The organism is Methylocapsa sp. D3K7, from assembly GCF_029855125.1.
In the GTDB taxonomy this organism is placed as follows: Bacteria; Pseudomonadota; Alphaproteobacteria; order Rhizobiales; family Beijerinckiaceae; genus Methylocapsa.
Genome location: NZ_CP123229.1, coordinates 2,498,467 through 2,525,450 on the forward strand (window position 1 = coordinate 2,498,467; position 26,984 = coordinate 2,525,450).

The 26,984-nt window shown below is 59.9% G+C and carries 30 protein-coding genes; 11 read left to right on the top strand and 19 right to left on the bottom strand.

Annotation, left to right across the window (positions count from 1 at the left end; all coding sequences use genetic code 11):
• Positions 1 to 5 precede the first annotated feature (5 nt).
• Together QEV83_RS11650 and QEV83_RS11655 are read right to left on the bottom strand one after the other, a co-directional pair.
• On the bottom strand, positions 6 to 356 hold the full coding sequence (locus tag QEV83_RS11650) for a hypothetical protein (RefSeq protein ID WP_280127897.1): 351 nt from the start codon (positions 354 to 356) through the stop codon (positions 6 to 8).
• Between the two features lie 92 nt (positions 357 to 448).
• The gene (locus QEV83_RS11655; protein ID WP_280127898.1) at positions 449 to 1,105 is read right to left on the bottom strand and encodes a hypothetical protein; all 657 of its coding nucleotides are present in this window, start codon (positions 1,103 to 1,105) and stop codon (positions 449 to 451) included.
• Between the two features lie 472 nt (positions 1,106 to 1,577).
• On the opposite strand from QEV83_RS11655, the gene QEV83_RS11660 reads away from it, so the two are divergent.
• A complete protein-coding gene (locus QEV83_RS11660; protein WP_280131039.1) occupies positions 1,578 to 2,612 on the top strand; it encodes an aspartate-semialdehyde dehydrogenase in 1,035 nt (344 codons plus the stop codon).
• A gap of 15 nt (positions 2,613 to 2,627) precedes the next feature.
• Here the strand turns inward: QEV83_RS11660 and QEV83_RS11665 are convergent, their stop codons facing one another.
• Positions 2,628 to 2,852: a hypothetical protein gene (locus tag QEV83_RS11665; protein WP_280127899.1), complete on the bottom strand. Its 225-nt coding sequence runs from the start codon at positions 2,850 to 2,852 to the stop codon at positions 2,628 to 2,630.
• A 129-nt stretch (positions 2,853 to 2,981) separates the two neighbouring features.
• Here QEV83_RS11665 and QEV83_RS11670 point away from each other — a divergent pair, with 129 nt between their 5' ends.
• Entirely contained in the window at positions 2,982 to 3,305 is a 324-nt protein-coding gene (locus QEV83_RS11670; protein WP_280127900.1) for a hypothetical protein, read from the top strand.
• A 1-nt stretch (position 3,306) separates the two neighbouring features.
• On the opposite strand, the gene folK is transcribed toward QEV83_RS11670, so the two are convergent.
• The 6 genes from folK to QEV83_RS11700 are packed head-to-tail and all read right to left on the bottom strand — an operon-like array spanning position 3,307 to position 9,161.
• Complete coding sequence (folK, locus tag QEV83_RS11675) at positions 3,307 to 3,831, bottom strand: 2-amino-4-hydroxy-6-hydroxymethyldihydropteridine diphosphokinase (protein ID WP_280127901.1); 525 nt, start codon at positions 3,829 to 3,831, stop codon at positions 3,307 to 3,309.
• The gene (gene folP, locus QEV83_RS11680) at positions 3,812 to 4,675 is read right to left on the bottom strand and encodes a dihydropteroate synthase (RefSeq protein WP_280127902.1); all 864 of its coding nucleotides are present in this window, start codon (positions 4,673 to 4,675) and stop codon (positions 3,812 to 3,814) included. The genes folK and folP overlap by 20 nt, the downstream gene beginning before the upstream one ends.
• A gap of 58 nt (positions 4,676 to 4,733) precedes the next feature.
• Positions 4,734 to 5,543, bottom strand: coding sequence for a formylmethanofuran dehydrogenase subunit C (locus tag QEV83_RS11685; protein WP_280127903.1), 810 nt, complete (start codon positions 5,541 to 5,543; stop codon positions 4,734 to 4,736).
• Positions 5,540 to 6,448: a formylmethanofuran--tetrahydromethanopterin N-formyltransferase gene (gene fhcD / locus QEV83_RS11690; protein ID WP_280127904.1), complete on the bottom strand. Its 909-nt coding sequence runs from the start codon at positions 6,446 to 6,448 to the stop codon at positions 5,540 to 5,542. Before fhcD ends, QEV83_RS11685 begins: the two co-directional genes overlap by 4 nt.
• The gene (locus QEV83_RS11695; RefSeq protein ID WP_280127905.1) at positions 6,436 to 8,070 is read right to left on the bottom strand and encodes a formylmethanofuran dehydrogenase subunit A; all 1,635 of its coding nucleotides are present in this window, start codon (positions 8,068 to 8,070) and stop codon (positions 6,436 to 6,438) included. The genes fhcD and QEV83_RS11695 overlap by 13 nt, the downstream gene beginning before the upstream one ends.
• Positions 8,064 to 9,161: a tungsten formylmethanofuran dehydrogenase gene (locus tag QEV83_RS11700; RefSeq protein ID WP_280127906.1), complete on the bottom strand. Its 1,098-nt coding sequence runs from the start codon at positions 9,159 to 9,161 to the stop codon at positions 8,064 to 8,066. The genes QEV83_RS11695 and QEV83_RS11700 overlap by 7 nt, the downstream gene beginning before the upstream one ends.
• Positions 9,162 to 9,953: 792 nt before the next feature.
• Here QEV83_RS11700 and pabB point away from each other — a divergent pair.
• The 8 genes from pabB to QEV83_RS11740 all read left to right on the top strand — a co-directional run bounded on the left by pabB (position 9,954) and on the right by QEV83_RS11740 (position 17,290).
• The gene (gene pabB, locus QEV83_RS11705) at positions 9,954 to 11,318 is read left to right on the top strand and encodes an aminodeoxychorismate synthase component I (RefSeq protein ID WP_280127907.1); all 1,365 of its coding nucleotides are present in this window, start codon (positions 9,954 to 9,956) and stop codon (positions 11,316 to 11,318) included.
• Positions 11,315 to 11,878: an aminodeoxychorismate/anthranilate synthase component II gene (locus QEV83_RS11710; protein ID WP_280127908.1), complete on the top strand. Its 564-nt coding sequence runs from the start codon at positions 11,315 to 11,317 to the stop codon at positions 11,876 to 11,878. Before pabB ends, QEV83_RS11710 begins: the two co-directional genes overlap by 4 nt.
• Positions 11,875 to 12,717 (top strand): aminotransferase class IV, encoded by an 843-nt coding sequence (locus QEV83_RS11715; protein ID WP_280127909.1) that lies wholly within the window; start codon positions 11,875 to 11,877, stop codon positions 12,715 to 12,717. The genes QEV83_RS11710 and QEV83_RS11715 overlap by 4 nt, the downstream gene beginning before the upstream one ends.
• A 182-nt stretch (positions 12,718 to 12,899) precedes the next feature.
• Positions 12,900 to 14,057, top strand: a complete 1,158-nt coding sequence (locus tag QEV83_RS11720; RefSeq protein ID WP_280127910.1) for a (5-formylfuran-3-yl)methyl phosphate synthase — start codon at positions 12,900 to 12,902, stop codon at positions 14,055 to 14,057.
• Positions 14,047 to 14,682: a hypothetical protein gene (locus tag QEV83_RS11725; RefSeq protein WP_280127911.1), complete on the top strand. Its 636-nt coding sequence runs from the start codon at positions 14,047 to 14,049 to the stop codon at positions 14,680 to 14,682. The genes QEV83_RS11720 and QEV83_RS11725 overlap by 11 nt, the downstream gene beginning before the upstream one ends.
• Positions 14,683 to 14,737: 55 nt before the next feature.
• Entirely contained in the window at positions 14,738 to 15,286 is a 549-nt protein-coding gene (locus QEV83_RS11730; RefSeq protein ID WP_280127912.1) for a flavoprotein, read from the top strand.
• Entirely contained in the window at positions 15,283 to 16,671 is a 1,389-nt protein-coding gene (locus tag QEV83_RS11735; protein WP_280127913.1) for a DUF6513 domain-containing protein, read from the top strand. The genes QEV83_RS11730 and QEV83_RS11735 overlap by 4 nt, the downstream gene beginning before the upstream one ends.
• A 61-nt stretch (positions 16,672 to 16,732) precedes the next feature.
• Positions 16,733 to 17,290: a DUF447 domain-containing protein gene (locus QEV83_RS11740; protein ID WP_348273222.1), complete on the top strand. Its 558-nt coding sequence runs from the start codon at positions 16,733 to 16,735 to the stop codon at positions 17,288 to 17,290.
• On the opposite strand, the gene QEV83_RS11745 is transcribed toward QEV83_RS11740, so the two are convergent.
• A complete protein-coding gene (locus tag QEV83_RS11745) occupies positions 17,275 to 18,315 on the bottom strand; it encodes a hydantoinase/oxoprolinase family protein (protein ID WP_280127915.1) in 1,041 nt (346 codons plus the stop codon). The two genes, QEV83_RS11740 and QEV83_RS11745, sit on opposite strands and share 16 nt — an antisense overlap.
• A 42-nt stretch (positions 18,316 to 18,357) precedes the next feature.
• On the opposite strand from QEV83_RS11745, the gene QEV83_RS11750 reads away from it, so the two are divergent.
• Entirely contained in the window at positions 18,358 to 19,089 is a 732-nt protein-coding gene (locus QEV83_RS11750; RefSeq protein ID WP_280127916.1) for a HisA/HisF-related TIM barrel protein, read from the top strand.
• 33 nt (positions 19,090 to 19,122) lie between these two features.
• Here QEV83_RS11750 and fae read toward each other — a convergent pair whose 3' ends face one another.
• The 9 genes from fae to QEV83_RS11795 all read right to left on the bottom strand — a co-directional run bounded on the left by fae (position 19,123) and on the right by QEV83_RS11795 (position 26,958).
• Positions 19,123 to 19,632 carry a formaldehyde-activating enzyme gene (fae, locus tag QEV83_RS11755; RefSeq protein ID WP_280127917.1) on the bottom strand — a complete coding sequence of 170 codons (510 nt, stop codon included), beginning with the start codon at positions 19,630 to 19,632 and terminating at the stop codon, positions 19,123 to 19,125.
• A gap of 154 nt (positions 19,633 to 19,786) precedes the next feature.
• On the bottom strand, positions 19,787 to 20,635 hold the full coding sequence (locus QEV83_RS11760; protein ID WP_280127918.1) for a triphosphoribosyl-dephospho-CoA synthase: 849 nt from the start codon (positions 20,633 to 20,635) through the stop codon (positions 19,787 to 19,789).
• Positions 20,632 to 21,579, bottom strand: coding sequence for a RimK family alpha-L-glutamate ligase (locus QEV83_RS11765; RefSeq protein WP_280127919.1), 948 nt, complete (start codon positions 21,577 to 21,579; stop codon positions 20,632 to 20,634). The genes QEV83_RS11760 and QEV83_RS11765 overlap by 4 nt, the downstream gene beginning before the upstream one ends.
• Positions 21,563 to 22,477: a methenyltetrahydromethanopterin cyclohydrolase gene (gene mch, locus QEV83_RS11770; protein WP_280131040.1), complete on the bottom strand. Its 915-nt coding sequence runs from the start codon at positions 22,475 to 22,477 to the stop codon at positions 21,563 to 21,565. Before mch ends, QEV83_RS11765 begins: the two co-directional genes overlap by 17 nt.
• A 44-nt stretch (positions 22,478 to 22,521) precedes the next feature.
• On the bottom strand, positions 22,522 to 23,718 hold the full coding sequence (locus QEV83_RS11775; RefSeq protein WP_280127920.1) for an ATP-grasp domain-containing protein: 1,197 nt from the start codon (positions 23,716 to 23,718) through the stop codon (positions 22,522 to 22,524).
• The gene (locus QEV83_RS11780) at positions 23,687 to 24,571 is read right to left on the bottom strand and encodes a methylenetetrahydromethanopterin dehydrogenase (RefSeq protein ID WP_280127921.1); all 885 of its coding nucleotides are present in this window, start codon (positions 24,569 to 24,571) and stop codon (positions 23,687 to 23,689) included. The genes QEV83_RS11775 and QEV83_RS11780 overlap by 32 nt, the downstream gene beginning before the upstream one ends.
• 23 nt (positions 24,572 to 24,594) lie before the next feature.
• Positions 24,595 to 25,566, bottom strand: coding sequence for a beta-ribofuranosylaminobenzene 5'-phosphate synthase family protein (locus QEV83_RS11785; RefSeq protein ID WP_280127922.1), 972 nt, complete (start codon positions 25,564 to 25,566; stop codon positions 24,595 to 24,597).
• 205 nt (positions 25,567 to 25,771) lie between these two features.
• On the bottom strand, positions 25,772 to 26,335 hold the full coding sequence (locus tag QEV83_RS11790) for a tetratricopeptide repeat protein (RefSeq protein WP_280127923.1): 564 nt from the start codon (positions 26,333 to 26,335) through the stop codon (positions 25,772 to 25,774).
• A 59-nt stretch (positions 26,336 to 26,394) separates the two neighbouring features.
• Positions 26,395 to 26,958 (bottom strand): A24 family peptidase, encoded by a 564-nt coding sequence (locus QEV83_RS11795; RefSeq protein ID WP_280127924.1) that lies wholly within the window; start codon positions 26,956 to 26,958, stop codon positions 26,395 to 26,397.
• Positions 26,959 to 26,984 lie beyond the last annotated feature (26 nt).

A 26,984-nucleotide genomic window follows, 5' to 3' on the forward strand; every position in this document is an offset into this window, starting at 1 on the left:
CGTGTTTAGTAGGGATAGGCGGGTGTCTCGAACTCCAGGATGGGCTGTGGACGGCCTGGAACTTCAAGCGGCTGCGGGAGCACTTCGTTGCCGAACTGCGACCTCAAGAAAACTTGATCCGGGGTCCGCGCGAAGATCGTATTTTGCGTCACATAGTTCGGCCCGTGCTCAATAGCGGGCACAGGACCCGGATCGAGAAAGCTTCGCTTGTTGACCGTCAGTGGTGGGCGTTCGTCGACATATTGATCAGCAACACGGGGAGGGTGGCGATGCCGGGGGCCTTGCGCGCTGACGGGTGCGGTGAGCGCGGCAAACGCGGCGGCGGCAAAAATAATCGATGGCACTTTATGAAACATTGCGAAACTCCAAAGGTCGTTAACAAAACGTAATAGCCGCGGTTTGGTTGCATCGCCGGCCGCGCTTCTTCAAATAATTGGAAGATTTATGCTTAACGGCCCTTTTTCCGGGCCTTGAGTGGCGCTGTGCCAACGGCTTTTGAACTTTGCGCGGAGGGCAAAGCATCAATATCCGGCCCAGGGCAATCCGGGCTGCGGATGGCGTAATGCGCGGCGAAAAAATCGACGAGACCCTTGTCTCCGGCGCCCGGCGCGAGATCAATCCGGTCGATCATGCATACGAGCCCGGCTGTGGTCAGGCCAACCGGGCCGAGGCCTTCGCCGCCGCAAGCAAAGCCACTGATGCGCAGGGAAGGTTCCGCAATGCCAAAACGGAAACCAAGGCAATCCTTGGCTTCCGTCCCATCGCGGGCCAAGCCGAGACGGGCCACTTCGAAGGCGCCAAATTTGGTGATCAACTCCGCCGGTTGCCCGGCGCGGATGAGGGCGCGGCCACTTTCTGCGGCGCGCCTCGCGAGTTCCACGAAAAACGACGAGTCCAGCGGCGTTTCGCTACCTGGCTGATAAATGAGAAGACTCAGCAAAGGCGCGTTTTCACTCGCGCCGCTGAATTCAAAGATATCCTGACGGCCGCCCCCGGTCCGATGCTGCCGTGCCAAGTAGGCGCCTCCGGCAAATTCTGGCGCTTCGAGGCGGAAAACGTCCTCCGGACCGGTTATTTCAACCCAGGCGGGCAAAGGCGCCGGCATGGAACTCGCTGCCGGCACAGCCACCGAACCGGATTTATTTGATACTGCAAAGAAATAGAGCGCTCCGCAAAGGGCAGAAATGAAGAGGACGGGACGCCAAGGAAAACGGCGAGACCGTCTTGAAACCGGCAAAGACGAAGCGCGAGCTTGGTAGTCCGCCCGGACATCACTTCCCCTCATATTTGTCAAAGCTACGGAACGCATGAATGATCCTCGCGCCTTCCGAAGGCGCATAGACCAATGTAGAGCTTGAAAATTGTGTGGCCGTTACCAGCCAAGCAAAGGTTGCAAACAGCGTCAACGCCGCGTTTACCAGTATTGACGCGCAGGAAGGGCGCGCCTCCCGTCCCGGGGGAGTAAAATTCAAGACACGGACCGTCCAGCCGTTGCGGGCGTGTCCGACATCGCCTATGCAGGGCTCTCACGCAAAAACTGGAAAATTAAGAAACCGCCTTGGCGGATGGAGCGGATGATGGGTTTCAAAGTTGCCGTTGTTGGCGCGACGGGAAACGTCGGGCGGGAAATGCTCGATATTCTCGCCGAGCGCCGGTTTCCCGCCGATGAGGTCGTGGCGCTTGCCTCGGCGCGTTCGATCGGCACGGAAGTGTCCTTCGGCGACAAAATCTTAAAATGCAAAGCGCTCGAAAATTTCGATTTCGGTGGGACCGACATCTGCCTGATGTCGGCGGGCGGCACCGTCTCGAAGGAATGGTCGCCGAAAATCGCGGCGCAGGGATGTGTTGTTATCGATAATTCGTCCGCCTGGCGCTATGATTCCAACGTGCCCTTGATCGTGCCCGAAGTGAACGCCGACGCGATCATTGGCTTTTCCCAGCGCAACATCATCGCCAATCCGAATTGCTCGACGGCGCAGCTCGTGGTGGCCTTGAAGCCGCTGCATGACAAGGCCAAGATCCTCCGGGTCGTTGTCGCGACCTATCAATCTGTGTCGGGCGCCGGCAAGGAGGCCATGGACGAGCTGTTCGCCCAGACTCGCGCGGTGTTCGTGTCCGACCCGGTGACGACCAAGAAATTTTCCAAACGCATCGCCTTCAACGTGATTCCCGAGATCGACGTCTTCATGGAGGACGGCTACACCAAGGAAGAATGGAAGATGATGGCGGAGACGAAGAAGATTCTCGACCCCAAGATCAAGCTCACCGCCACATGCGTGCGCGTGCCCGTCTTCATCGGCCATGCCGAAGCGGTCAATATTGAGTTCGAGCATCCGATCAGCGCCAAGGAAGCGCAGGATATTTTGCGCGAGGCGCCGGGCTGTCTCGTTATCGACAAGCGCGAACCGGGCGGCTCGATCACGCCGCATGAGGCGGCGGGCGAGGACGCGACCTATATTTCCCGTATTCGCGAGGATGCAACAGTCGAGAACGGTCTCTCGCTGTGGTGCGTCGCCGACAATCTCCGCAAGGGCGCGGCGCTCAACGCGGTGCAGATCGCCGAAGTGCTCATCAACCGCAAATTGATCGCGCCGAAGCAAAAAGCCGCGTAAATATCCCTAGTAACGTCACGCTGAAGACTCCGTTTTACCCGCTTCGGTGCGTTTCTCGAACCATGCCTCGATCTCCAGCATAGGAACGGCCTCGTCGTCCGGGCCGTCGATGCCCTCGATTTCATTGTCGCCTTGCGCCAATTGCCAAGCCTCTTCGAGCGCCTCCTCCTCCGTCGCGAATTCGCGCGACACCATCTCGTGCTTCAATTCGTCATCGATATAGCGGACAAACCATCCCATCTGCGTTTCTCCCTTGTTCCTGCCAACGCAACCATAGCCCTAATAAACGCCGCACAAAACCATTGCGCTCACTAACCTGCGATCCCACATCATGGCGATGAGAAACCCCAGAATTGTGACGTTGTCATCATGACCAACCGGCGTTTTCCTGGCGGCGACGAGCATTCCCCCGAGCCAGAAATTCTTCTGCCTGGGCGCACGGACATGCGCGAGGCGGAAAGCGAATTGCGCAGGAAACTCTTCGAGGGAGAGCAAAGCTTTCACCGCATCTATGTCACGAAGACCGGATCGTTTGGGCTCTTGCCATTTTTTGTGCTGGCCGGAGTCATCGCCGCGATTTTCTTCGTCTTTGTGTTGGGCGCTTTTTTGATTCTGCTTCCCCTCGCGGGCTTCCTTGTAGCCGCCGCTATCGTCACCGGCCTGCTGCGCGGACGGTCGCGCTGGCCGCGTTAAGTCACCCGCTAACTTTCCACTTTTCGAGCGGCTCGTCCGCGAAGCGCGTGGCGGCGTCCGCGATGAAACGGCCGGAAATCACCAAGCCAGGCGCAATCTCGGCCAAGGGCACCAGAACAAAAGCGCGCTCGAACAGATCCTTATGCGGCAAGTTCAATTGGGCGTGTTCGAAAGACTCATCGCCGTGGAAAAGAATGTCTATATCGATCAGGCGAGGGCCCCAGCGCACCGTCTTTTGCCGTCCCATATCGTTCTCGATAGCATTGACCGCCGCGAGCAGCTCAAGCGGCGGCAGGCGTGTTTGCCCCAACGCGCAGGCGTTGGCGAAAAAATCCTGCTCGACATAACCCCAAGGCTTTGTGCGGTAGATCGAAGAAACGGCGGTCAGTTTGACGATGCCGCGCGTCTCGAGCAGTTCCAGCGCGCGCGCGATATTGGCCGATTTGTCGCCGATATTGCTGCCAAGACCAAGACCTATCCCGGTCAGCGGTCCTGTCCCGGCGAGTTCAACAGCGCGTGATGGCATCGAACACCTTGAAGGCGGCAACGTGCTCGGCCACATCATGGACCCGGAAAATCGACGCGCCATTCGCGCGAGCGGCGAGATTGGCGGCAAGCGTGCGAACAACACTGGTGTCAGCGGGCGTCGGGCTATTTTCAGCAAGTAAGGATTTGCGCGAGACGCCGATCAGGATCGGCAGGCCGTAGTCCTTGAGCGCGGCCAAATTTGCGAGGACGGTGAAATTTTGCGCCCGGCTTTTGCCAAAGCCAATGCCGGGATCAAGAATGAGACGGACGGAGGGAATGCCCGCATCGCAGGCAAGGCGCAATGAGGCATCGAAGAAGCGTCGCATGTCGGCGACAATATCGAGGTCTGGATCGGTGCCGTCGCGATTGTGCATGATGACCGCCGCCGCACCGGTTTCAGCAACAGCATCGGCCATACCGGGATCGCGTTGCAATCCCCAAACATCATTGATGACACTGGCGCCAAGTTCCACCGCGCGGCGTGCGACCTTCGCCTTCGACGTATCGATCGAAAACGGAATATTGATCGCGCTGGTCAATTTTCCAAGAATGGGTTCGAGGCGCGCCAGTTCCTCGTCTGCTGCGACGGGTGTATGGCCCGGGCGGGTCGATTCCGCGCCCACATCGATAATGCCGGCGCCATCATCGGCGAGTTTTTGCGCCTGCCGCTTGGCGGCATCCAAGCTGAAGAATTTGCCGCCGTCGGAGAAGGAATCCGGCGTGATATTCAGTATGCCCATGATGATGGACCGTGTGCCCAAGAGCCCGAGAAACCGGTCGCGGCGGTCAAGCATGGCGGGGCGATCGATCAACGAGATGGCGGCCGGGGTTTCGTCAACCATGTGCCGAATGGTCCTTCACAAGGAATAACGCGACCTTGAACGATCCTTTCTCCATTGCCTACGCAGGGAAGAAAATCTCGCCTTTACCTAGCGCCGCCATGTCTCCGGCGAACCGCGCGAGCGGGCGCGACAGCAGCCGCGCGGCGGCACGGCTTTCGGGGCGCAGAAGTCCAGCGAAAACGCTGGCGAAGGCCAATTGATGGGTGCCGCAATCGACAAAGGTCGGCGCCAGTTCCGGCGGATTTGCAAGCACGATCGTGCCCCGCCGCATGAGGTAACCTGGCAGTTTGCCGCACTCCTTAAGAATGATCAGCGTTCCGGCGATCATCCGGCTGCCCGGAAAATCTCCGGCCGACCCTTCGATCAGAATGGTGCCGCGGCGCAGGCGGTCGCCCGCCCGTTCCCCGGCATTTCCCCGGACGATCAACAGGCCGCCCGTCGCGCCCTCCATCTCGCCTTCGAGCGGTCCCGCAAGAAAGCCTCCGGTATCGCCCCCGATTTCGAGCCTTCCGCCAGACATGGCGGAACCCGCGAAGGGGCCGCTATCACCATTGACCACGAGATTGCCGCCGCTCATGCCCCGGCCAGCACATTTGCCGCAATCGCCTTCGATGAAAATTTCGCCGCTTTTCAGGCCTTGCCCGACGTTGTCGAAGCGCAATGAGCCGCCTTCGAAATGAATCGTCTCAACGCCACCGCCGGAGCGGATTTTGAAAATATCGCCTGCTACCACTTTTTCGCGAGTGGTCTGCAACTCGATTTCGGCGATGTCCTTGGCGGATTTGCCTTCCAGCAAATGCGGGACGAGAGGCGCAAGATCGAGCCGTTGGCCGGGCTCCTGCTTGAGGGTGAGGACAAGCGGCTTCACGGCAACAGATCCTTCAAATGAAAGTGGAAGGGGCCGAGCTTGCCACCATAATTGCCCGCCCCGACGCGCACCGCGCCATGTTCTGGCCCGAGCTTGACGATCGCCGCAAGACCGGCCCGCATCGCCTCGGCGACAGCGTCTTCCGTCAAGCCATCGATGACGATTTCGAGAACGCAGCCAATATCTTCCTCAAGATTTGTCTTCACAGCCCCGCGCAGGGTCGGGCAATAGGCGTCATTGGTCGAAGCCATCATGGCTTTATATTTGGAGCCGACCTTGGAGCCAGATCGCACGATACCGCCGGGGAAAGGCAGAATGACATCCTCGACGTCATTCATCGCCGCGACCGCGAGTTCGGCGGCGCGCATTGTGGTCTCGAAACTCGCGCCCATGATGAGGAGATTGCCGCCACCAACAGCTTTTTTGGTGAGCCCCGTCGTCGCTTCGCAGAGAAACTCGCCATCCATGACCGGCACCCGCCAAAAGTGGCGGTCCAGGAATTTTTTTGAAACCTGCCAGCCATCGCCGAAATAACGAAGCTGATCACCAATTGGCAATCTGTCTGGACTTTCCAGATCAGCGAAACAAGCAGAGCCGGGCGATGTCAGGACACATTGGCCGGCCCGATTGACAAGCTGCGTCTGCAAAGTGTCGCTCGACATCGCAAACATGAGGACGCGCACACCGGGGCGACCATCCGGGGTGCTTTTTCCAGGCCGCTCACAATCGATTCCCGCTTCGGCACCGCAGCCAATGACGGAGGTCGCAAAACCAGTCATGGTGGTGGCAGCCTGCACCGCCCAGTGGCGATTGGGCGCGGTAATAAGGATCGCCGTTCCGCGCATCGGGAAAGCTTCGGCGAAACTATCATCGATGCGGACGCCGTTTCGTTTCATCGGGCGCATGCGACCTCCTGAAATCCCTCAGCATGTGGAAGCAAATTCTCCTTCACCGAAAACAGGTCGCGGGAATTGCCGAAGTGCCGGTCATAATAGACGGCAAGACGGCGATCGATGGCCTTGTCATAACCGGGGTTGACCTTGAGCGCCTTACCCCAGCGATAATGGGTGACGCGCCCGTTGCGCACAACAAGATCGCCATCCTTGAAAACGAGATGGGCAAACCGGAACATTTTTGCCAAATCCTTGCCGGGCGAATAGACCGCGATGTCCGCGAGGCCGCCTTCGCCTAGGTGGCCGCGGTCCTTAAGGCCGAGAAGCCTGGCGGGGGCCGCACGAGTCATAATGGCGATTTCATTATAATTATATTCGCGTCCGATGGACGGTAGCGTCGTCATGGCGACCGCTTCTTGCGGCTGCCTCGAGAGGGCCTCGGCACGTGCGTCGCGGCTCATGATCAGAGCGAAAACCTCGGGATAGGTTGTGAAAGGGGCGCCGTTTGGATGATCGGTCGTGAAGTAGACCCGCCATGGATCATCGATAAGCAAAAACAGTTCCAACCCGCAGGCCCATTGAACGGCGTTGGCGAAATCATTCTCGCGATAGAGATACGGCACAATGCCGCCGCCATTCCCATCGCCATCATGAATGATCGATTTTTTCGGGTTGGCCATTTGCGAGCCGTTGAATTGGCGCAGAACATCGGCCGAAATGGTGACGGTTTGCCGGAACATGACCTGGCCGACATCGATGGTGACGTTGGGAGCGGCGTTGACGGCCGCTGCGAGTTCGGCCGCGGCGGAAGAGAACCCGTGACTGCCCTCGCTGCCATACGCATAAAACTGCAGATGCGCGAAATGCAACCGGTCGCCGCGAGCCGCTTCGATCGTCGCAAGAGCCGTAGCGACATTGCCCGGAATGCCCAAATTGTTGGCATGGAGGTGGAGAGGATGCGGAATATTGAGGTCGAGCACTGCTTTCTGAAGGGCTTCGACGATTTGCCGCGACGTCAAACCATAGAAGGGCACCACATCGTCGAGGCTGAAGGTCCGCGCGTTGTATTTGAACGCCGCCGATCCGCCCGCGTTGATGCATTTGACGCCAAGGCCGTTGCTGGCCGCCACCGCCGATGCGACGTAATCGGCCACCGCCGCCGGTCCCTCACCATCGCGCAGCAGGGACAACAGGAAGTCATCGTTGCCGAGGACGGTCAGCGTTCCTTTGTCGATGATCGGTATGTCGGAGAGCTCGAGATGCGCTTGCAACGCCTGATGCGGTACGATGGCCGGCTCGATCACTGTGGTAAAGCCCATCGAGGCATAAATAGTCCCGGTCTCGAATGTGGACCATTTGGCGGTGCTGAATGGCATGGCCACGGGATTGGCGAGGAAGTTCTGATGTTTTTCCGGCAGCAGCAGGCGGGCCGAATTCACATTGCCGCCTGCGATATGGGAATGAATGTCGATCGCGCCCGCCATGACAATCTTGCCGGAAACGTCATGCACTTCATCCGGCAGCTTGCCTTGCGGTGCCGCGATAATTCGGTCGTTTTCGATCCAAAGATCCCCGATTTCGTCGCGTTCGTTCACCGGATCGACGATACGGCCCCCTTTCAGAAGAATCAGCATGTGGCGTCTCCCCCAAGGTGCTTCAGAATTTGGCTGACAACGGCTGCCACAGAAGGTGTCTGACTTGGATGCGATGCGACGCGGGCAACAATCGAATTCGTTTCCCGCGCGAATTCTGCCGCATCATGATCAATGCCAGGATGCCCAACCTTGATGAATACTCGCGGCTCCCTCGCCAAGGCGAGATGCGGAGAGGCAAGCGCGACAATCGGAATATTTTTCTTCCAAGGCGGTGCTGCACCGCCGTAGGCGGAGATCCACACAGCTGCGTCGGCCTCACCGCTCTCGATCATCCGGGTCGTGTCGAACCGCCATGTGTCATGCTCAGGAAAGCCGCGGCCGAACGATGTTCGCACCGGAAATCCAGTCATCCAGCCCGAGGTTTGAACGACGCCGGACGCATTATCGGCACCGCCGAGAGGAAGGGCGGAAAAGCGAATCGTTTTATTGAGATCGGTAATGAGCCCGTGCAACATTTCGATCGAAAGGCGATCGAGCTCCTCACCGCCCCAGACGGCAACACCAAACCGGGCACTCTTGAGAACGCTTGCGAATTCGTCGAGCTTGCGGAGCGTGCCTTTGGCACTATTCACCGCCCGCCCGGCAACACGGGCGCGCAAGCCCGCGAGCGCCCCATGGAGATCCGAAGTGTCCAGCGTTTCGATCGGGAGCCCGACAGCCTTCGCGCCGCCGCGTCCCGGTGCAACCCACAAGAGATTGCGCGGCACTTGGGCAAGATCGAAGGGCGGGATTTCTGCAGGCGACAGCCGAGCCATCAGCTCAGGCCAGACTTTGGTCAAATCCTTGCCGACGAAAAGCAAGACATCGGCGCGCAGGCGGGCTTCGCTCGGCGTCGTGAACATCAGCCCCGCCTGGCGCATGACGTCGAGGTCGGCGAAAATGCGCGCGGAATGCATATGATCGTAGGCGCCACGAAGTTTTTCGGCGAGCAGAATGGAAGCGCGGGCGCCCGCCACATCGGTGCCGAGGCCAGCGATCACCGGCAGGCGCGCTTGCGATAATATCTCCGCAGCGCGCTCGGCTGCAGCCGCAAGCGAAGCAGGCTTGCCGTTGATCCGTGCTTCACTCATGTCCCCTCCTTGCCCCTCCCTGACCTATTGGCCAACCGCCACCGCTCGGCATCTTTCCGCGGAGTTGGCCCATTCGTGTCTTACTTTATGCGCACACCGGAAGCACCGCTACATCCCCACGGCTACGTCATGCCATCAAAGGGTGCAAGACTGCGACTGAATTTTTTTGCCAATGGTCCAGCGCGCCGAAAGTTTTTGGCAGGTTTCGAGGGGCCGCCGCATCAACACCCGTTGACGGCCGCGAAATAATATGCCCATACGCCTTTTTGGCTGTTTCCCTGAAGCTGCCCGAGGAGTTCATGCACAATCAAGAAATGATTCGCGAATCGACTCTGAGTGGGCGATCTGTTGCGCGCTCCCGTGCCGTTTCGCGCCACGCCCTGCACCGGGGAAGACCTGGGGTTGCCCCTAGAAGCACTTGGATCGCTTATAAAGGCCGGCCCACCGCAAAGCCTTCGGAGCCGCCCAAGGCTCCAGCCCCGGCAAAACAACCATCCCCAGAGGTAGCTCCCAGCGCACCGGAGCCCGCCGCACCGAAGCCGCAAGCACCCGCGAAAAAAGGCCATTAAAGCAGGGACCAAGGATGCGGGCGTTTCTGGACAGAATCTTGCGAAATGGGAGGGCCGGCGGGAAGCATTCAGGTTGTGGCTGCTCCGCTTGATGTAAAAGGCTGGCAGTGGCGCGGGGGCGGCGAAGCCCCATATGTAAAGACGTGGAGGCACATCGAATCGCGGACTGAACCTCCACCGCGATCTCCGGCATTGGTTTCGATAGTGGCGCGAAGGCAGCCTGATGCATGTCATAGAAATTGATTTTTGTGACCCTGCGCACGCCGCCCACGCGCTACGCGATCTGCCTTTCATAACCTTTCTCGATAGTTCCGTGACCGACCGGAAGCTTGGCCGGTACAGTTTTATCGCGGCTGACCCATTCGCGCGTTTCACGGCGGACATCGCGGGCAAGGACTGGTCTGCACGGCTAAAATCGCAATTGGCAGCCTATCGAATGGTCTCCCTGCCGGGACTGCCGCCTTTTCAGGGGGGCGCCGCGGGCTTGTTCTCCTATGAACTTGGTAGCAGTTTGGAACGGCTTCCCGCGCCCAGACTGAATAGGCTCGCTTTCCCCGATCTTTCGCTCGGCTTTTACGACGTCGTCGTTGCCTTGGATTTGATCGAGCGGCGTGGCTTTATCCTCTCGACGGGTTTTCCCGAGACGGGCGCGCCAGCGCGTGAGCGCCGCGCGGTGGAGCGCGGCCGCTTCTTCGAGACACGGCTCGTGAATGCTCCACCGCCATCTCCTGCGTCCGTGATTTCGCTGGATGGCTGGACCAGCAATTTCACTCGGGCCAGCTATGAACGGATGGTCCACGAAGTCATCGAACGAATTCTGTCGGGTGACATTTTTCAAGCCAATGTGGCACAGCGGTTCGAAGCGCCCGTGCCACACGGCTTCGATCATTTTGGCTTTTACAACCACTTGCGAAAACTTAATCCCGCACCCTTCTCGGCTTATCTTGCGCATGAAGGATTCACCCTCGCTTCTGCCTCCCCCGAACGATTTTTAAGAGTGGAGGGCGATCGCGTTGAAACGCGGCCGATCAAGGGTACGCGGCGCCGCTTTGCCGATGCCATTCTCGACGCCTTCCAGGCGCAAGCGCTCACAGAAAGCCGCAAAGATCGCGCCGAAAACGTGATGATCGTCGATCTTCTGCGCAACGATCTTTCGAAAGTTTGCCTGCCGGGCTCGGTGCAAGTGCCGCAGCTTTGCGGTCTTGAAACCTTTGCCTCGGTTCATCATCTGGTTTCGTCCGTAGTGGGCCGTCTGCGTGAAGGACTTGGCGGAGTCGACGTTTTGGCTGCGGCCTTTCCGGGCGGCTCCGTGACCGGCGCGCCAAAAGTCCGGGCGATGGAAATCATCACCGAAATGGAGGGCCATGCGCGCGGCCCCTATTGCGGAGCGATCGGCTATATCGGGTTTGATGGTACGATGGACACCAACATTGTCATCCGCACCGCGAGCTTTCGCGGCGGCTCCTGCGTGGTGCAGGCAGGCGGCGGGATCGTCACCGCATCCGATCCGGCGTCCGAATATGATGAAACGCTGGATAAAGCGCGGGCGATATTCAAGGCCTTTGGCGCAAAGGAATTCGCCAAGTGATTCTCGTCATCGACAATTATGATTCCTTCGTCCACACGGTTGCCAATTATCTCCGCGAGCTTGGAGGCACGCCCGAAGTCATCCGCAACGACGCGGCGTTGCCGGACGAGGAGCCCGAGGCCATCGTGATTTCGCCGGGGCCCTGCACGCCGGACGAGGCGGGCGTCTCGATGCAGCTCATTTCGGAATATTCCGGCCGCGTCCCGATTCTCGGAATTTGCCTTGGTCATCAATGTATTGGCCAGGTGTTCGGCGGCCGGGTTACCCGCGCCCAGCGCCCCATGCACGGCGAGGCAAGCCTTGTGCGTCACGAGGCCTCGGGCATTTTGGAAGGCTTGCCCGACCCGTTGAGTGTTGGCCGTTATCATTCCCTGATCGTCGAGATTGAAGGGCGCGACGGTTTGCTCGCCCCGGTTGCCTGGTCGAGCGAGGGCGAGATCATGGCTCTGCGGCACCGCGATCACCCAACGTTCGGCGTGCAATTTCATCCCGAGTCGATCCTCACGGAACACGGCCACCGGATGCTCCGCAATTTTCTTGGCCACATCGGGCGGCAATGATGCGTGTCTGGCAGGATGGCCGGATCATCGCGCCGGAGGACGCGCATGTGGCCATCACCGATCGCGGTCTCTTGCTCGGCGATGGCTTGTTCGAGACGATGGCGGTTTGCCGCGGCAAGGTCTGTGATCTCGAGGCGCATCTGGCACGGCTCAATGCCGGTCTCGACATTCTAGGGTTTGCGCGAAGCGTGGATATCCCCAAACTGCGTGCGGATATCGCGCAATATCTCGCCGCCGAGGGAGCTGTTTCCGCTGTTTTGCGCGTCACCCTGACGCGAGGGGCGGGACCGCGCGGCCTTGCACCACCCGAGGCGCCGCATCCCACGATCCTCATGACCTTGTCGCAAATGCCGCCGAAACGCGAAGCGCCCGTTTCGCTCCGTATCGCAACGGTGACGCGGCGCAACGAACACTCCCCGCTTTCCCGCATCAAGTCGCTGCCCTACCTCGACAATGTGCTAGCTCTGTCCGAGGCCCGCGCGCAAGGCGCGGACGACGCGCTGATGCTGAACACACGCGGAGCCATCGCCTGCGCGAGTGCCGCCAATCTCTTCATCATCCGGGATGGGCGCCTGGAAACGCCGCCCATAGGTGATGGCGCCTTGCCCGGCACCATACGGGCACTTGTCCTTTCAATGGCGAAACAAGCGGGATTGGCACCGGTCGAGACTTCGCTTGCGATCAGCAGCCTTGGCGCGGCGGATCATGTTTTCCTGACGAATAGCCTCAGCCCTCTAACGGAAGCCGGGCAATGCAATGGTATGCCGCTTCAGCGGCGGGCAGGTGCCGCGCGCGACAAGCTCTGCAGCATGCTTATGACGCATTTCGAGGAGGGATGAGTGCGCTCCTGCCAATAATTGCTTTTCCGGTTCCAATGGATATATTTCCCGTTACCCGAGGGATCCGCTGGCTTTAAGCAATCCATCATCAACCAAGCACGGGCGGCGCCCGTGTTTCATCCCATATTCGCGAATATTCCAGCGCGCGGCAGCCCTCCGGGCATGGTCGAGGAAAGACGATAATGACCTTGATGCTGGCGAGTGTCGCCAATCCGGCCGAGGCGGAGACGGTTTGCGCCGGCGGCGCCGACATTCTCGATCTCAAGGACCCATCGAAAGGGGCGCTCGGCGCGCTGGATGTGGATGACGCGGCACGCATCGTCCGTTCGATCGGCAAGCGTCTGCCGATGAGTGCCGCCGCCGGTTCCCCAGGCTCGCCTTCGACCCTTGCCGATGCCGTCGCGGCAATGGCGGCGACGGGTGTCGATTATGTCAAGATCGGCTTCTCGCCGGACCGGGCAACCGCCGACTGCGCGCGTGCCTTGGCGCCGCAAGCCAAGAACACCAGGCTCATTGGCGTTCTTTTCGCCGATTACGCGCCGGATTGGGATTTCCTGCGGATTATGGCCAGCAATGGTTTTGCCGGAGCAATGCTCGACACCGCCAAGAAAGGTAAGGGCCGCCTTCTCGATCATATGGACATCGCCGCGCTCGATCGTTTCATCGGCCGCTGCCGGGAGAACAAGCTCCTGTGCGGTCTTGCGGGTTCGCTCGAAGCGCCCGATGTGCCGCGCCTCTTGCCGTTGGAGCCAGATTATCTCGGATTTCGAGGCAGTCTCTGCCATGGGCGCGTGCGCGAGGATGCAATCGATCCTTCCTTGGTTGGAATCATCCGCGATCTCATTCCTCGCGAGGTTGAAGCCACCCGCAATGAGCCAGGGGTTGATTGGCGCCTCTTGTTGGGGCGCGGATTTGTCGCCGCGAAGGAACAGTTTGTCGAGACGGATCTGATTTTTGTTCATGATCTCGTGCTTCCCTGCGCGATCGGCGCCTATGATTTCGAGCGCGGCCACACCCAGAACGTGCGTTTTAATATCGACGCGGACGTGCTGCGCAATGACGCCCGGTTTGACGATATGCGCGGCGTTTTTTCTTATGACGTCATCATCGACTCCATAAAAATCATTCTCGGGCGGGGGCATGTGGATTTGATCGAGACCCTGGCGAGCGGCGTCGCGGATGAAATTCTGCGTTATCCTTGTGTCGCGAGGGTCTGCGTCCGGATCGAAAAACTCGACGTCGTGCGCGGCACAGTCGGCGTCGAGATCAAGCGCGAACGCACTGCGGAACATTCCATCGCCACGGCGCGGGTCGCCGCGCTTCCGGGCAATGCCGCGTAACGGCAACGCATCCTGCGCCGCCATCGTCAAACTTGGCGGCAGTCTCGCTCATACGCCGCAATGCGCGGCGTGGCTCGAGGTGCTGGCGGCATGGGGCGGCCCGCTCATTCTCGTACCAGGGGGCGGCCCGTTTGCCGATTGCGTCCGGACAACCCAAGCCACCATGCGATTTGACGATGCCACGGCGCATCGCATGGCGCTGATGGCGATGGAACAATATGGCACCGCACTCGCGGCGCGGGCGCCGGTGTTTGCATTGGCCAGCTGCCGGGAGGAATTGGACGGCGCCTTGTGTGCTGGGCAAATCCCCGTCTGGATGCCGGCGAAGATGATCCTTGCCGCCCCGGAGATCCCGGAAACATGGGAGCTGACGTCGGATTCTCTCGCCGCCTGGCTCACCGGGATCCTTGGCGCGCACCGGCTGCTACTGATCAAATCCGTTGGCCCGACGGGTCCAGCTACGGCGGGCGGCCTTGCCGCGAACAAAATCGTCGATCCCTTGTTTCCTCGTTTCGCCGCGCAAAGCCAGGCGGAGGTTTGGCTCGCGGGTCCGGAGGCGCTCGCGGGAGCCTTGCGTGTCTTGCAAAGCGGTGGAATGCCGGGCACCAAAATCACAATTCCCTGATATGATCTGGGCGCTTAAAGCCCGAAGTTTTTCCCTAAGATGGATTGGTGCCCCTATGAGCAAAGTCGTTACGCCGCGCTGGGGTTGGGCGCTTACTGGCTCTGGTCACTTTTTCAACGAGTGCATCGAACTTGCGCGCGAATTGGAGCACGTCGATCTCTTCGTCAGCAAAGCCGCCGGAGAAGTGCTACGCCAATATAAGCAACAGCTCGATCTGCCGAAAACCGCCCGTGTCTACAAGGATACCGCCGCGAGTTCGCCGCAGGTCGGCTATTTTTATCATGGGGTATATCACACGCTCGTCGTGGCACCCGCGACCTCAAACACCGTCGCCAAATTCGTCTATGGAATCTCCGACAATCTCGCGAGCAATGTTTTCGCCCAGGCGGGCAAATGCCAAGTCCCTTGTATTGTTTTTGCCTGCGATACTGCGCCGGAGCTTTTGACCCGTGCACCCGATGGCATGGTAAAAGTGTTTCCCCGGCGGATCGATCTTGAGAATACCGAAAAATTGAAAATCTTCGAGGCGACACAGGTCGCGGAAAGTTTGAAAGATCTAATAGAATTCATCGGCCGGCGGAGGAGCGAACTGAAACCCGCATGAGCGAGCGCCTCCTCTTTCTCACAGGCCATCTTGCCTATCCGCGATTGGAGCGGATCATGCGTTCCTTGGGCGAGACGCCGTTTACTTGGGAGATACGCGATATCGGGGTAAAGGTCGCCGCGCTAATGACTGAAGCAATCATCCTGCGCCGTCTTGGCCGGCCTGTGGCCGTGGACCGCATTATTTTGCCCGGCCGCTGTCGCGCCGATCTCGCGCATCTCCAAGATCAGCTCGGAGTACCGGTAACCCGCGGGCCAGATGAGTTGAGCGATCTTCCCGCCTATCTCGGACGCGGCGGTCAAGCAAAAGATTTGTCGCATTTTTCCATTCGTATCTTTTCCGAAATTGTCGATGCCTCCGCGCTTTCCATCGACGCCTTGCTTGCTCGGGCAGCGGAACTGCGAAAGTCAGGAGCGGATGTCATCGATATTGGCTGTCTTCCCGACACGCCGTTTCCGCATCTGGAAGACAGCGTCCGCGCTTTGAAAGCGGCTGGGCATAAGGTCAGTATCGATTCCGCGAACAGGCACGAACTCGCGCGCGGCGCCGGGGCAGGCGCTGATTTTTTACTGAGCCTCGAAGAAAACACACTCGATATCGCGGAAGGCTCGGGCGCAACGCCAGTTCTCGTCGCCGCGCCGCATGGCGATCTCGACTCGCTTGTCCGCGCCGCCGATGCAGCGGTACGGCGCAATCTCCCTTTTATCGTCGATCCGATTCTTGATCCGATCCATTTTGGATTTACAGCGTCTATTGCCCGCTATATCGAAACAAGACGGCGCCTCCCACACGCCGAAATGATGATGGGGACAGGCAATCTCACCGAATTAACGGAAGCCGATACCGGCGGTATCACGGCCCTTCTTATGGGCATCTGCTCCGAGCTTGACATCCGCAATGTCCTCACCGTCCAGGTGAGCCCGCATACGCGGCGCACGATCGAGGAACACGACGCGGCACGCCGGCTCATGTTCGCGGCATCCACTGAGAGCGCCTTGCCAAAAGGTTTTGACGCCGGGCTTGTCTCTCTCCACGATCTTTCACCCTATCCGCTGACACGCGAAGACATCGCCGGGCTCGCGGCAGAGGTGCGGGATACAAATTTTCGAATTCTGACAGCTGACGACGGAATTCACATATTCAATCGCGATGGGCATTACATTTCGCGCGATGCCCTTTCCCTTTATCCTAAGCTCGGCGTCGAGGCGGATGGCGCGCATGCGTTTTATCTGGGCGCCGAACTCGCCAAGGCCGAGATCGCTTTTGCTCTCGGCAAGCGCTACACACAAGACGAGCCGCTCGATTGGGGCTGCGCGACGGACAAGCAGGAAGAAACCAAGGATAGGCTTCGCGAAGCAGGACACACTCTGCGCGCGAAAGTCTGACGTAGGGCGGCAGACTCGATACGGCGTTCAGAAATCTGCTTAAGGAGACATCAAGGTGCCGATGATCCGCGAAGTTATCGTCACGACCGTCGATCGTTCAGGCCAAGCTCATATGGCGCCGCTCGGTCTTATCGAGGACGGGGAAGGCTGGATCATCGCGCCCTTTCTTCCCTCCGCGACACACGACAATCTTCTGGAGTCCTCCGTCGCCGTCGCCAATTACACCGACGACGCGCGTATTTTCGCCGGACTCATCACCGGACGGCGTGACTGGCCCCTTGTACCCGCAACAAAAATTTCCGTGCCGCGTCTTGCGGATGCGCTTGCCCATGCCGAACTCAAAGTCGCGCATTTCAAAGCCGATGCCGAGCGTCCCCGCTTCCATTGCAAGATTCTGCATAAGGAGCAGCATGCGCCATTCGAAGGGGTCAATCGCGCCGCCAACGCCGTTGTCGAATGCGCCATCCTCCTGACCCGGCTGCACATGTTGCCGCGCGACAAAATCGACCTGGAAATCGCTTATCTGGCGATCGCCGTTGAAAAGACCGCAGGCCCGCGCGAGAAAGAGGCTTGGTCGTGGCTCATGCAAAAGCGCGAAGCATATTACGCTGGAAATTGAGCGCTGGCGAGCAGCGCCACGGCTGATGCAGCCGCGCAATCGCAGGCTTTTGCGCGCGCTTCCGGATTCGCCACAATGAGATCATCGAAAGCGGCAAAGGGACGGCCCATCCGCCCCGACAGATCACGAATGACGCCGCGCCCGATTCCAGCGCCAATGACAGGCGCGCCTGGGGCAATGTGGCCGCGTGACAAAACGAGAGCGGCCGCGTCCATGATCTCGCGCAGTTGCGCCTCGGCAAAAAATCGCGCCAGCCATTCCCAGGCTGTTTCATCCGCCTCGCCGCTGTCGCGCCCGATCATCCGAGCCAGCCGCGCGCAGGAGGAAGCCTTGGTTTTTTCGCGCCCATCTGCCGTCTCCATCAGATCGGCGCCGTCCGGCAACTGCCCGAGAATACGATGAACATCGGCCATGCTGGCGAACCATTCGTTCATCAACGGCGTCCATTGACCGGCGAATGGCACAAGTTTCGGACCCGCCATCAAAAAACTTCGCGTAAGACCGCTATAGACAAGCTCGCCATGAATAAGGCGTTCCGCATCGCTGTAGCCGAGGTTTGCTGGCCGTCCCTCACTGACAGGGATAATATCCACCGTCGTCGATCCCATGTCGATGAACAACCCCTCTCGCACGTGCAGTCCGGTCAGTGACGCGCTGGCGTGCCAATTGGCCGAAGCGATGCCGGTTGCCTGTTGCGCGATGTCGCACGTCTCGACAAAGCCGGAGCGGCCCGCGTAAAAAACCGCGCGACCCGGGTCAAGATGCCGCGCCATGATCGCAGCAAGCCCCGCAACGCCTTCCTCACGTGTGGCGAAGGCATCGCAGAGTTCGCCCGTCATGGTGATCGCATTGACGGGAGCCCGGCCGATGGCGGCGGTCGCTTCGTCAAAAGCGCGATCGAGTTCCGCGACCCCGAGCCAAAGGGGGCAGGCGACCTGAACGGCGCCGGCAATCACGCCGTTTTCCGCGCGCGCGGCCTTCAGATGCGCACCTCCGACGTCCCATCCGATAATAATGTTTTGCATTTGAGCGTATTATATAAAATTCCGGAGAGCGTTGGATTAGTTATGCGCGAAGATGCGATTGAAGTCATTCCGGTCATCGACCTGATGGGCGGCGCGGTGGTGCGCGCCCGCCACGGCTTGCGACAGGATTATGCGCCGATCATGACGCCGATTTCGAAAACCAGCGGGCCTCTCGACGTTATCGCCGGGCTTTTGGCGATTCATCCCTTTGGGACATTCTATATCGCCGATCTCGACCGCATCGAATCACGGAGCGGCAATACGCAAACCATCGAGTCAGTCACAGCGGCTTTTCCTGGTCATGTATTTTGGATCGATGCTGGTATGCGCGACGCTATCGAAGCGCGGTCCTGGCTTGCTCAGCACAAGGGCGCGCATCTTGTCCTTGGAAGCGAATCCTTGGAAAGCGCCACGGTGCTTTCTGATCTCGTGGAAAATGATCGAATTATTCTCTCGCTTGATTTTCGTGACGACAGATTTATCGGACCAAAAAACCTGTATGACAGGCCACATCTGTGGCCCCGCCGCGTCATTGTCATGACCCTGGCGCGGGTCGGCAGCGATGCCGGTCCGGACATGGACCGCCTTTTGGAGGTCAGACGCCGCGCGCCCTCTCTTATGATCTATGCCGCCGGAGGACTTCGCGGCGCCGATGATCTTTTGCGTTTGGAGCAAATAGGAATCAGCGGCGTTCTCGTCGCCTCGGCACTGCATGATGGCCGTCTGACCGGCGGCGATCTCGCCGCGGCGGAAAATAAAATAAAAGGGGCCTAAGCCCCTTTTTATCCTTTTCAGCTAAGCGCGTGCTTAGTTCGGCGCGAAAGGATGCTTCGCGATATTGCGCTGTGCAACGACATAGGCCGGTGTCGGCTCGCCGCTGACCGCGCGCGCGATCGATTCCTTGGTGGCCTGATAGTTGAAGTCCTGAATCTTCTGATTGTCCTTGGCGTCCCAATGAATGAACACGCCAACGCAGATGAAAAGATTGTCGGCTTCGCCTACCGGAATAACGCCCGCCGCGACACTGTCTGCGACAGCCTTGGCGACGCCATGCTGGGCCGGTCCGAACATCTGCACGGCCTGGGTCGCATTCTTGATCGTCACTTTGTTGAACAGAATGGTCGCGGGCTTGACGAGCAGGTTCGGCGCCACAACCGCGAGCAGCGTGGTGAAGCCGTCCTTATTGTTTGTGAGGGCATTCGCAAACGCCGTTTCGGCGGCGCTGCCGCGCGGTCCGATGATGAGGTCGATATGAGCGACTTCATTGCCGTCACCGACGAGCGATTCGCCGACGCAGAGCTTGTTTATCTTTGCCATGCTTAAAATCCCCATTACTGATATCCTCCCCTGGAGAAGCCTGCTCCGATTGGGCGTCGGAAGAGTTCGACACATGCCCGACGAACAACCTTGTTGTCAACGCCGGAGATTTGGCCGGGCGGGATGGCGGCGGAGGTTTCCGTCGCGGCCGCACTCAACCATTATTGCGCCGGTTGATCAAGATGTGAGTTAAACGTTCTACGAAAACCGTCGCGACAGCGAGATCCGCGCTGGTTCCGGGGTTTAATCCGGCTGCTTTAAGATTTTGATCGAATATCAAAAGATCTTGCAGCGCATCCCCAGGATTTGCGGTGTTCATGTAGCGTTCCAGTGCAAACCGCGCCTCGCCTTGCACCCGCGCAGCCGTCTCCAAGCCATGTTTGCGCGCGATATGACTATCGGGAAAACCCGCCAGAAACGCGAGATAAACACTTACCACCGGCCAGGGGGCGGGCCAGCCCCTGTCTCGCGCACTCGTTAAGGCGCCCATTCCGGTTTCGAAGACATCCACAAAATCAGACGCATACTGAAAGGCGATCTTATCCCGGCCGGCCGCTTCTTGCATTGCCTCCAGCAGCGTGACATCCGCATCCCCATGGACATCGTGGCGGCGCGCCGTGCCCAACCCCGCAGGCGAGGCGCGCAGAATCGCCCGGAACGTGGCAGCCGCGTCCGCGACCGTCAATCCGGAAAGAGTCTTGTGCAAAGCAACGTGCATGTCCTCGCGGCTCTCCGCAGCAGCTGCAAGGGGTGCGCATAAAAGAATGATTCCAAGGTTGGTGTTCATGCCGACCGCCACGAAAGTCGCCTCTACGGCGGAAAGTATGCGCTCGCCAATCGGCGTTGACGGTTTGCATAAGGCTGGCGCGGCGGCCTCGGCGCTGCGCAGAAAATCACGGACCGTCATGCGATGGCCGTCAGCGAAAACATGCACATTGCCGGGCTTGGGAGCCTCGACCTCGTCACGGCAGGCGGCGGAGAATGCCGAGGCGATCTCGTTCACCCTACAGCCTTCGCCCGTGATCGCCCGATCCGCGCCAAGACGTTCGCGGCCAATTTGTCAGCAATCGAAAACGGGGCCACCTTTTGCAGGCCGCGCCATCCGGGCATGCTGTTGACTTCAAGAACCTGGAGGGCGCCCGCCGCGTCAAAGATCATATCCACGCCGGCGAAATCCGCACCGGTCGCCGCTGCCGCGCGCAAGGCAAGATCGATCATCTTGGTGTCCGGCTCACACCATTCCGGCCGGGCGCCAAGTTTGACATTGGTGATCCATTGCGACGCGTGGCGCGTCATCGCGGCGATGACTTCGCCCTCCGACACGAAAAACCGAATGTCGCGAAAACCGTTGCGTTCGACCGCGATGAATCGCTGAAGGTAATAAGTGCCATCGGCCGCCTCAATGGAGGGAAGGTCGTCTTCGCGCCGGATCAGTTTCAAGCCGAACCCTTGCGCGCCAAACAAAGGTTTCAAAACAAGGGGGCCGCGACCGGCTTCGCGCCGCACAATCTGGCGGGCAGCCTGCTGCGATTGGACTGTCCAGGTCGGGGGAGTCGGAATCCCCTTGCGAGCAAGCGCGAAACTTGTTGCCGCTTTGTCGACGCAGACTTCGATGGCGCGCGCGGAGTTCAAGACCGGCACGCCCATTTCGCCAAGACAATGCAATACATCGAGCCGCAAGGTCACGCTCTCAAACGTGCCGGACCCAATCGCGCGAACGAAAACCGCATCCGGCAAATCCGCGCCAAAGCCTGGAATAACAAGGCCGTTCGGCCGCCGCGTATCGAACCCGCATTGAGAAAGGCGCAGCGGAACGGCAACGACGCCCGCGCGCGCGAAAGCCGCCACGAGATCGCGCGCATGCCAATCGTAAAGATCGACAGCCAGCGCGATCCTGGGTCCGTTCAATGCCTCACGCGGCGCTTGCTGCCTATCCGAAAGAGACATCGAGCAAGGCTTGATCGATTTTTCCCGCGTGAAACGTCTCGCCGGTATCGACGGCTGTCACAATGGCCCGCGCTGGGCTGAACAGCATCGGGTCGATCTTGTAGAAATCCCCCTTGTAGGCTTTGAACACTTCGGCGAACGGACGCCCGTAATCGCGCGACATGGTGCTTGGGAGCTGTTCAGCTAGTGCCTTTGCATCGGCAGCAGGCCCTGTCACGAACAGATGCGCTTGACCGCCATAGATGATCGCGTCGTTGGTGCGTCCCATGGCTTGAACAAAATCCGGGTGCGGCGGCGACAGCGGCGCCGAGGCCACGCCATCGACGACACGTGCCAGCGGGAATTTAAGCTCATGAGTTTTGTGCAGCGCCACTTCGAGCACTCTTGCCACGACCTGAACACCGCCTGCGAGACTTTGTGTCGGCGCGAAAATGAACGTCACATTTTCCGGTGAGACGCCGCAATCGCGCGCAACTTTTTCCGTGATCTCACGCGGCGGCGGCTTGTCCGATTCGAGCACGAGTGTCACGCGCGTCGCGGTGTCGCGATACTCCAATTCCGAAAACAAAGGCTCCTTGCGGGCCAGCGCCCGCCCCGGACCTGAGCCCAGCGCGAAAAACGCCGATTTGCCTTCGCCGTGCGAGAGGGCCCAGCCCGCATATTGACTGGCGAGGCAAGCAATGACGGGATCGGTCGAGCGGACGCAAAGCTCATACGGCCATTTCGGATTGCCTCCGGTCGGAGCAAGGCCAACCGTTCCGAGGCCGCCGAGGCAGATTTCGGCGATTGCGATACCCGCCTCGATACCCCCCCGGGCGTTTTTCCCGGCGTCGATAATCGTCTCGCCCGCTTCACCTTTGGAAACTTTGATCCGCAACTGGGCGGCGTTCGCGACCATGCGGTCCACCGCCGCGCCGGTTAGTGTGTTGATGCTGAGATCGCTCAATGTGCCGTTTCCTTCCCAGTCTGAGTTTGATTTCGCTTGTTGGTTTTGTTTGGGGCTTGTTCCAGGCGGCCAAGAATCCAAGCCGTCCGCGCATCAAGAAACGCGCGGGCCATCCCTGGTTTTTCTGCGCGAGCGTTGATTGTGCAGACAGGAGCGTGCGCCCGGACTTCGCTATACGCTTTCTGCCGGTCCGCCGTCCAATCGGGCCAGTCGAATTCCGGCATGCTGGAAATGTCATGCGGCGCGTAGGCAATCGCGGCCGCCGCCGCACCCCTGAATTCAGGCAGCCGCACGGGGAGGCGCCCAAGACAAGATTCGACATGGGCGCGAAACAGGGAGCCATCGCGATCGTCAAAAATGTCGAGGGTGGCGCCGGGCCTCGGGTTGATTTCGATTAATGTATATTCGTTGCCGTCAACCAGAAAATCGATGCTGTTGAGGCCGCGAAGCCCGGACGCCGCCGTGACGGCGTGTGCCGCGCGCCGCAACTTGTCTTCCAGTGTGGACGTGAGACCGGCCGGGCGCAGGCTGCCGCCAAACCGGTAGGGTTCTTCCGGCGTTGGTGCCGCCCATTGCTGGCTGAGACCCACGATATTCGCATTGGTACCATCGGCCACAAAAAGAATCGAAATGGAGTCTCCTGTGACGATGCGCTGAAAATAGATATTTTCGTCTGCGGGAATTTCTGCGCCGGCCGGTGCCACATGGCTGCCGCCCGCTCCCCCCGCGCTTTTGGCGAGCCAATCGCGGCTATCGCTTGGCATCTTCACGCTTATCTCGGGATGGGGAATATTGAGGGCGGCGCAAAGCTGCGAAAGCCGCACCGGATCCTTCACGCCGCGAACCACATCGGGACAATTGCCGAGTAGCGGGAATCGCCGCGCGATAATTTCCAGAAGTTCCGTTCGATCCTCAAACCCTGCTCCATAAACGAAGCCGCAGGGCGGCGCGGCACCAGCAAGGGAGTTAAGCGCCGGAATGAGATTGTCCGCGTCAAATCCTCGGCCGAGCCCGCCTTCGACTAGGCGGTTGGCGTCGCAAAATCCGCGCGTATCCAAATCGTCGAAAAAGTCAGCGGCGAGCGGCATAAACCCGGCTCGCCGCGCGGCCCCAGCCAAGGCCCTCCCCGACGATGCCGCGATCAAAATCGCGGCACCGGCTTCAGGCGATCTCACGCGCGAGACTGAAGGCATCGCGAAAATCGAGGCTGATCGCCTTGGGTGACCCCGCCATCCGTTGAAACAATCCCGATTCTGTCTTGTATTTCACGTCGCCAATGGCGAGCGGTCCGATGCCAAGACTGCCGCCCGCCAATTCGGCGCCGTTCGCCATCAGTTCAAGCCCCTCGATCCCCGCCGGCGGCACCGCATTGACGTCGGCTGAAACCAGCAAGGATTTGGCCGCCGCGAGCATCGATGCCGACAGAACCTGCACACCTGCGGCCGCACAGCATAGCGCAACTTCCTTGCCCGCCAGCGCCGAGGAAATTTCCTCTGGCGACTTTGCCTGGGCGGCCTGCACGGTCACACCGAACCTCTGCTTGATCTCGTCGGCCTTGGCTTGCACCTTGCTCAACTCGCGCGCGGTGAGGGTTACTTCGGCGCCTTCAAGCGCCGCGATCACACCGCAGGTGTAGCCCACCGGCCCCGTCGCGCCAAAAATCACAATATGCGTATCGGCAAGCGCCTTGCCGTTCTTTTTCTTCAGAATTTTTTCGACGCAGGCAACCATCGCGGCGGCAGTGGTGAACGATCCGGCGGGATCGGCGAAGGCTGAAATCTCGAACGGTTTCAACAGTGTCTTGCGCACTTGCTCCAGCATATCGAGCGCCAGAACCGCGTCCTTGCCGCCAATGAAAACAGCGGTATGGACGGCATCCCTGGGCGAGCGCGAGAACATGGCGTCCTGCACCAGCGGCATGACTTCCTCGAGCTTGACATCGATATAAGGAACAACCGAGTCATATCCTGCGTCGAGCGCCATATTCACGTCGAATGGGCTCATGTGCCGGAGCGGACTGAGCATGTGCAATATATTCTTGGCCACGTATTACCCCTATCTCATTGCGACTATTTCATAACAGCGAAGGAGTCCCCTTCGACGCGGACGCCGTGGTTGACGCCCTTGCAGATGAGGAGTTCCAGCCCAGATGCGTCGGCCATTGCTTGGACGGTGCCGCACAAGCGTTGCGCCTCCCGCGCATCGGCGGCAAAAGCAAAGCCGGTTGGCCCCCAGGAGGATTGGCCTATGCCTTTCGCTCCATGCAGCCGAAGCTCATCCATCACTTGTGCCACTGCAGCGCTTGCGTAGGGCTTGCCGCCTTGCGCGGGCGCGAAATAGTCTCCGGCGATCTCCTGGAGACGCGCGATCGCGTCACCAAAGGAGCCAATATCCTGTTCGGCCAGAGCCGGCAATGCCTTGATGAGAACCAGGCGGCAGATTTCGGCAGCCAAGCCCGGCGCGAAATCAGCCAGCTGGGCGAAGGCGGTTTGCTCCTCGCTCCCATGAACGCCTTCGGTGCGCGGATCGACGGCGATGATCACCCGCCATTTGGCGGGGAATTCCAGGCGGGCGATGACCGGCGGCGTCGAAGTCCGTGCCCCATGTCCGCCATCAACAATGACCCCTCCTTGCTCGAAGAGGCCCAAGCCGATGCCCGAACGGGCGCCACGCCGCAACAAAAGCGCATCGTTTGCCGGGTCCAAAGGAAGCCCTTCAAGACGCCGCAAGGCGGTCGCGACGGCAAGCGCGAGTTGGGTGCCCGAGCCCAGTCCCGCATGTGGGGGAATCGCTTCCTCAATGGTCAAGGCATAGGCCGGCGGCAGACCCAAATGACGCGCCAAATCGGTGAGATAGCGGGACGCGCGCTCCCCTTCCAATCCCGCGACCGTGAGCGCCTCCGCGCGCTGAAGCCTCAAGCGCGTGACCGGCCGGTCGATGGCAAGCCCCAGGCTCCCGAAACGGCGGCCAAGTCCGCCATTCATGTCAAGAAATCCAAGGTGAAGACGGGCGGACGCCGTCACGGTGACGTTGTCGTACATGGTCCCCTCTTTGCCGGGAGCGTCTTGCCAACCTGAGTTTCCGCCAATTGACGGAAGACCCACGCGCTTTAAAGCACGGCAACTGAAAAGTCGCGGACTTTCCACACCGGGCAGCACGGCGGGCGGGCTAAGAGAGTGCGGCGTCCTGGGACGGTGTCAAATGGGAAACTCGCGCAGGCCCATCATGCGGGAGTCGTTCGAGCGGTCACGGGATAATGCTCGGAAAAAGGAAAGGAAATGGCGCAACCTGTACGCTCGAGACAATAGGCAAACACGGAACTTCCGGGACACCCTCGAACGACATTTGTTGCGCCTGGGTTCGCTCCCTGAGGCTCAATTTCGAGGCTATGGCGTCGCGTATTCTCGCCCACGGCTCGCGTTCCGGGCCAGCCTTCGCGACAGCAAGATTCACCAGCGCATAAGCCTTCATATAGTCCTGCGGCACGCCTTGGGCTTTGTCATACATGAGCCCCAGCTGATATTGCGCCCGGGCAACGCCTTGCTGACTGGCGCAACGATACCACCCCGCAGCCACGATAAAATCCTGCGGCACGCCCTTGCCGTTGGCGAACATGTAGCCGAGGTAGGTTTGCGCCGTCGGATCGCCTTGCGGCGCGAGGATCGCAAAAATTTCGGCGGCTTTCACATAATTGCCGGCAGCGAAGGCGCGCACCCCCGTCTTAAGCGGGTCCGCTGCCGCGCCGGAATTGCCCAAAAATGCCGCGCATAGCAGCAGGCCGGAAATGGCCCAGAGGCGCGGCCAAAACATTTGCCGCCGCCAGTTCTGGCCTCTTCGCGAAGAGCGGAAAACCTCCATGGGGTGCTCCGTTAAACCTTTAAAAATAGGGCGCCGAGCAGCCAGCAAAACCAAATCGCCGGCGCGAAAAAAACACCAAAGGGCAATTTCGCGGTCGCCCGCAAGGGCCGCCGCAGGACAAGCTGGTTCGTGATATAGGCGATCAACGCTAGGACAGCGGCGATTTCGATCGCGACCGGAATGAGAGGCCAATCGAGCCAGGCACCGGCGACGGCGGCGAGCTTGACGTCGCCAAGGCCAATCCCCTGGCGCCGGCGAAGCCGGAAATATGTCTCCCGCAGCGCCAGAAACCCCAGCGCCAGGACAACGCCCCGCAACGCCGCCAAGGCCATATTCTCCGGCAGAGTTTCAAAGCCCGCGACCCCCGTTTGCGCAAAAGCGAGCAGGAGTGCTGCGAGGGTCAGCCGGTCGGGAATAATGTAGGCCCGCGCATCGGCCACCGCGATGGCAAGCATCAAAAGCCCGAGGGCGGCGCCAAAAAGCCCAGAGGGGCCGGGCTCGGCAACAAGGCTTGCGATCACGACACCGCAAGCGATGAGGGTGAGCGCCACGGTGGCGAGGAAATTTCGTCGCACGGGTTTCGCCATCAAATCGGAGGAAC

Excerpts from the sequence above, each read along its gene's own strand:
- QEV83_RS11745 (WP_280127915.1), bottom strand. The coding sequence starts at position 18,315 with ATGCAAAACATTATTATCGGATGGGACGTCGGAGGTGCGCATCTGAAG.
- fhcD (WP_280127904.1), bottom strand. The coding sequence starts at position 6,448 with ATGCGCCCGATGAAACGAAACGGCGTCCGCATCGATGATAGTTTCGCC.
- QEV83_RS11790 (WP_280127923.1), bottom strand. The coding sequence starts at position 26,335 with ATGTTTTGGCCGCGCCTCTGGGCCATTTCCGGCCTGCTGCTATGCGCG.
- QEV83_RS11750 (WP_280127916.1), top strand. The coding sequence starts at position 18,358 with ATGCGCGAAGATGCGATTGAAGTCATTCCGGTCATCGACCTGATGGGC.
- QEV83_RS11700 (WP_280127906.1), bottom strand. The coding sequence starts at position 9,161 with ATGAGTGAAGCACGGATCAACGGCAAGCCTGCTTCGCTTGCGGCTGCA.
- QEV83_RS11765 (WP_280127919.1), bottom strand. The coding sequence starts at position 21,579 with ATGTCTCTTTCGGATAGGCAGCAAGCGCCGCGTGAGGCATTGAACGGA.
- QEV83_RS11660 (WP_280131039.1), top strand. The coding sequence starts at position 1,578 with ATGGGTTTCAAAGTTGCCGTTGTTGGCGCGACGGGAAACGTCGGGCGG.
- QEV83_RS11785 (WP_280127922.1), bottom strand. The coding sequence starts at position 25,566 with ATGTACGACAACGTCACCGTGACGGCGTCCGCCCGTCTTCACCTTGGA.
- folK (WP_280127901.1), bottom strand. The coding sequence starts at position 3,831 with ATGCCATCACGCGCTGTTGAACTCGCCGGGACAGGACCGCTGACCGGG.
- pabB (WP_280127907.1), top strand. The coding sequence starts at position 9,954 with ATGCATGTCATAGAAATTGATTTTTGTGACCCTGCGCACGCCGCCCAC.
- QEV83_RS11725 (WP_280127911.1), top strand. The coding sequence starts at position 14,047 with ATGCCGCGTAACGGCAACGCATCCTGCGCCGCCATCGTCAAACTTGGC.
- mch (WP_280131040.1), bottom strand. The coding sequence starts at position 22,477 with ATGGTCGCGAACGCCGCCCAGTTGCGGATCAAAGTTTCCAAAGGTGAA.
- QEV83_RS11670 (WP_280127900.1), top strand. The coding sequence starts at position 2,982 with ATGACCAACCGGCGTTTTCCTGGCGGCGACGAGCATTCCCCCGAGCCA.
- fae (WP_280127917.1), bottom strand. The coding sequence starts at position 19,632 with ATGGCAAAGATAAACAAGCTCTGCGTCGGCGAATCGCTCGTCGGTGAC.
- QEV83_RS11720 (WP_280127910.1), top strand. The coding sequence starts at position 12,900 with ATGACCTTGATGCTGGCGAGTGTCGCCAATCCGGCCGAGGCGGAGACG.
- QEV83_RS11775 (WP_280127920.1), bottom strand. The coding sequence starts at position 23,718 with ATGCCTTCAGTCTCGCGCGTGAGATCGCCTGAAGCCGGTGCCGCGATT.
- folP (WP_280127902.1), bottom strand. The coding sequence starts at position 4,675 with ATGGTTGACGAAACCCCGGCCGCCATCTCGTTGATCGATCGCCCCGCC.
- QEV83_RS11730 (WP_280127912.1), top strand. The coding sequence starts at position 14,738 with ATGAGCAAAGTCGTTACGCCGCGCTGGGGTTGGGCGCTTACTGGCTCT.
- QEV83_RS11665 (WP_280127899.1), bottom strand. The coding sequence starts at position 2,852 with ATGGGATGGTTTGTCCGCTATATCGATGACGAATTGAAGCACGAGATG.
- QEV83_RS11715 (WP_280127909.1), top strand. The coding sequence starts at position 11,875 with ATGATGCGTGTCTGGCAGGATGGCCGGATCATCGCGCCGGAGGACGCG.
- QEV83_RS11695 (WP_280127905.1), bottom strand. The coding sequence starts at position 8,070 with ATGCTGATTCTTCTGAAAGGGGGCCGTATCGTCGATCCGGTGAACGAA.
- QEV83_RS11650 (WP_280127897.1), bottom strand. The coding sequence starts at position 356 with ATGTTTCATAAAGTGCCATCGATTATTTTTGCCGCCGCCGCGTTTGCC.
- QEV83_RS11655 (WP_280127898.1), bottom strand. The coding sequence starts at position 1,105 with ATGCCGGCGCCTTTGCCCGCCTGGGTTGAAATAACCGGTCCGGAGGAC.
- QEV83_RS11740 (WP_348273222.1), top strand. The coding sequence starts at position 16,733 with ATGATCCGCGAAGTTATCGTCACGACCGTCGATCGTTCAGGCCAAGCT.
- QEV83_RS11735 (WP_280127913.1), top strand. The coding sequence starts at position 15,283 with ATGAGCGAGCGCCTCCTCTTTCTCACAGGCCATCTTGCCTATCCGCGA.